The following is a 4,320-nucleotide window of genomic DNA, read 5'->3' on the forward strand; positions in this document are numbered from 1 at the left end:
CGACTCACCTGCCCATCCGGTCAGGCGGGTTGGAGTTTTTGAAAAAAAACTTACGCCTCGAGATGACGTATTAAAGTTACGTTGGTAAATAATAAAAAAGGTTGCTTCATAAAAATGAAGCAACCTTTTTTATATAATATTTAATTCTCTTAGTCTTCCAATGACGCTAAATAATGCTCCGCATCGATTGCAGCCATCGCTCCTGTTCCTGCAGCTGTAATTCCCTGACGGTATTTACTGTCCTGAACATCTCCTGCAGCAAAAACACCCGGCAGATTAGTTTTTTGACCTTCTCCTGTTATAATAAATCCTGTTTCATCCATATCAACCTGACCTTTAACAAAATCAGAGTTTGGCTTATGGCCGATAGCTATAAATACGCCATCTAGCTTAACTTCTTCTTTTTCTCCTGATTTTTTTACCAGGCGAATTCCTTCTACTCCATTTTCTCCAAGAAACTCTTCGATCTGGGAATTCCATTTAACTTCGATATTCGGAGTGTTTAAAACTCTATTTTGCATAACCTTCGAAGCACGAAGCTCATCTCTACGCACTACCAAAGTTACTTTATTACAAAGTTTAGCCAGATAAGTAGCTTCTTCGGCAGCAGTATCACCACCACCTACTACAGCAACATCTTTCCCTTTGTAAAAGAAACCGTCGCAAGTAGCACAGGCAGATATCCCAAACCCTCTCAAACGAGTCTCAGATTCCAATCCTAAATATTTAGCAGAAGCTCCGGTAGATATAATTACAGTTTCAGCTTCTATTATCTTTCCACCTTCAACCTCTAACTTATGTAATCCTCCTTTTTCTGTAGCCAAATCAGCTTTTACTACTCTTCCAAAACGAATATCAGTACCAAAACGCTCTGCCTGCTTCTTGATATCTTCCATCATTGTAGGACCATCAATTCCTTCGGGATAGCCCGGAAAGTTTTCAACATCTGTAGTTGTAGTTAACTGTCCTCCCATTTCCATACCTGTATACAAAACAGGCTTTAGATCTGCCCTTGAAGAATAAATACCCGCAGTATAACCGGCAGGCCCGGAACCAACAATAAGAACTTTTACTCTTTCTACAGAAGTCTCAACATTCTCCTTACTTGCTGATTCATCAGTTGACACTCCTCCGAAATTGAATTGTTTTACTGAATCACTCATATCTTTATAATAATTGCGTTTTTTATAATCTATAATTTTAACGGCTGCAAAAATACAATATTTACACGTTACATCTGTGTAATATAAGTTACAAATAATATTATGACTGATAAATAGACAAAAAAAACACTATCTCTTCTTAGAACTCATACATCAATCCAATACCCAGAATTTGTCTCACCTGAATTCTTCTTTCTTTTTCACCTGTTGCACTTTCTTCTATATTAAATAAAACATCTTTCTCGTATTTTACATGAAAACCAAAATTAACTGTAAAATATTTGTGAAGTGGCATTGAGAGATCAAGTTGCCAGTCTAAATAATCTATACTCCCAAAATCGTGTACATAATCGGAATAAACTGATAGTTTATTTAGTAATGAATAGTTCTTATAGAAGTTATACTTCCAAAACACATCTATCCAAGGCCCAATTTTATGATACACTCTCTCTTTATTTCTATTTATATCACCTTTTATAGCTAATTGATCATTAAAAACAAAGGTTGTATTCTCTGTAAATGGTGAAATATAAAAATAGAAATCATCATTTCTTGTATATTTTGCTCCAACCCCCACAAATATTTTTGCAGGAGAAAAGAAGGCTGATTTTAATATATGATCTCCATCGTCGCGATAATCATATCCATTAGAAAACTGTGTATTGAATCGCAGCTGGGTTGTAGCATACCATTTTTCCACTACTCTATAACCAAAAGTTCCTGTATACTCTATAAGGTCACTTGTCTTTCGTCCATCCTTTTCTTCCTGACGGTTCATTCCATACTCAACCTTCAGAATATTATCCCATTTAATATTTTCCTTATTATAAATGGCATGCCAATCAAATCTTAAAAGCGCAGTAACAATATTGTCCCCCCCGGCATTCCAGTTACTATAATAATTTTCACTAAACAATGCCTCCGCCTTTGTATCAGATTTCCAATAAGTAGTATCGCGTGCTATAGGAACAATTTTAACTTTAGGATATTTAGACAGGAAATCAACTACTGTAGAATCAACGATAATCTGAGCATTAGCATACAACGCTTGAAACAAGAAAAATATTAGGACTATATATTTTTTCATTAAAAAAGGGTGATTATGAGGGTAGCAAAGTTATTAATTTAGTGATTTATTAAAAATTTCAATCAATTTTTCTTTTATCTTATTAACCGAAATTCCCATTTCTTCATGAAGCTCCAAAGGTTTTCCATGATCAATAAAATAATCATCGGCTGCAAGTGAAATTATTCTGTTTTTCCTGGAATTTTCATTCGCCCATTCAATAACAGCACTACCAAATCCTCCGGATTTCACTCCATCTTCCACAGTTAGTACAGTTCTATAATCATCAAATATTCCCGACAGCAACTCTTCATCCAATGGCTTTACAAACAGCATATTAAAATGCCCTGTTTTTTCCTGTAATTCCGCATCCAGTAAACTTATCGCATCTGAAACAAAATTACCGGGATGTCCTATCGAAACTACTGCAATTTCAGTTCCTTTCCTGATTATTTCCCCTTTACCTATTTCTATTTTTTTTGGATTATTCCTCCATTGTTCAAGTACACCATTTCCTCTTGGATACCTGATAGAAAAAGGCCTTCCGGAATTCACTGCTGTAAACATCAGGTTTCGCAGATCATTTTCGTTCATAGGGGCCGAAACCACCATGTTTGGAATAGTACGCAACCAGGCCATATCTAAAGTACCATGATGAGTAGCCCCATCTTCGCCAACTACTCCTCCGCGATCGATACAAAACACTACGGGCAGGTTTTGAATTGCAACATCATGAACTACCTGATCATAGGCTCTTTGCAAAAATGTAGAATAAATTACCACAACAGGCTTCATCCCCCGAGTAGCCATTCCTGCAGCTAAAGTAACCGCATGCTGTTCGGCTATTCCAACATCAAAAGCCCTTTCCGGATATTTATCCATCATATACTTTAATGAACTCCCGCTGGGCATTGCCGGAGTTATTCCAACTATATCTTTATCCTTGTCGGCTAATTCTACAATTGTTTCTCCAAAAACATCCTGATACCTTAAAGGTAAACCGCCTGAGCCCTCTTTCAAAGGAAGACCCGTTTCTAAATCAAACTTACCCGGCGCATGAAACCTAACCTGATCTTCTTCCGCCTTTTTATAACCTTTTCCCTTTGTTGTTACTACATGAAGAAATTTAGGTCCATCATGTCCTTTAAGCTCATTTAACACATGGATAAGATCTTCTAAATTATGACCGTCAACCGGACCAAAGTATTTAAAATTTAAAGCTTCAAATATATTCTTCGACTCACAGCCATCTTTCTTTACAGAGGCCAAATAATCCTTAAGAGCTCCAACATTAGGATCGATAGCCATGGCGTTATCATTTAGAACAACAAGGATGTCGGCACCCGCTACTCCTGCATGATTTAATCCTTCAAAAGCCATCCCTGAGGCGATTGAAGCATCACCAATTACGGCTATATGTTTTCGTATTTCTCCTTTGATTTTAGAGGCAATAGCCATTCCTAAAACAGCAGAAATGGATGTTGAAGAATGTCCTGTTCCGAATGCATCATATTTACTCTCGCTCATTTTAGGAAATCCGCTAACTCCTCCTTTTTGACGGTTGGTATGAAAATCTTTTCTCCTTCCTGTGATTAATTTATGAACATAAGCCTGATGACCAACATCCCATACCAGTTTATCATTTGGAGTATCGAAAATATAATGTAAGGCTAAAGTAAGTTCAACCACTCCTAAACTTGCCCCTAAATGCCCCTCCTTGGCTGACACCTGGTGAAGTATAAAATCTCTAAGTTCTTTTGCCAAAGAGCCAAGTTCATTTACAGAAAGTTTTTTTATATCGAGGGGTGATTCAATATTTTCCAGTAAGGACATTTATTTCTATTTTTTTTACGAATCAAAGGTAAGGAAATGTAGATATCTTTTTATTAAATGTATTCATTTTGCATGAGGGTTATTCGGCTCCGCTCAGAAACCTGATATTTTATTCAAAGCGTGAGGGATTGCTGCGCATCCCTCTACATTGTGTTGAAAACATCAAAAAAGAAAAATGAATTTCCCTTTTTTTCTATTTATTCAAAGCGTGAGGGATTGCTACGCATCCCTCTACATTGTGTTGAAAACATCAAAAAA

The 4,320-nt window shown here is 36.6% G+C and carries 3 protein-coding genes; all 3 read right to left on the reverse strand.

Features of this window, described 5'->3' with window-relative positions; translation table 11 throughout:
* Nucleotides 1–149: 149 nt before the first annotated feature.
* Complete coding sequence (gene trxB, locus ABFR62_13255; GenBank protein ID MEN8139387.1) at nt 150–1,163, reverse strand: thioredoxin-disulfide reductase; 1,014 nt, start codon at nt 1,161–1,163, stop codon at nt 150–152.
* 139 nt (nt 1,164–1,302) lie between these two features.
* Entirely contained in the window at nt 1,303–2,250 is a 948-nt protein-coding gene (locus tag ABFR62_13260) for a DUF3078 domain-containing protein (protein ID MEN8139388.1), read from the reverse strand.
* A 33-nt stretch (nt 2,251–2,283) separates the two neighbouring features.
* Nucleotides 2,284–4,062: a 1-deoxy-D-xylulose-5-phosphate synthase gene (locus ABFR62_13265; protein MEN8139389.1), complete on the reverse strand. Its 1,779-nt coding sequence runs from the start codon at nt 4,060–4,062 to the stop codon at nt 2,284–2,286.
* Between the last annotated feature and the right edge of the window lie 258 nt (nt 4,063–4,320).

This window comes from Bacteroidota bacterium (assembly GCA_039714315.1).
Lineage (GTDB): Bacteria > Bacteroidota > Bacteroidia > Flavobacteriales > JADGDT01 > JADGDT01.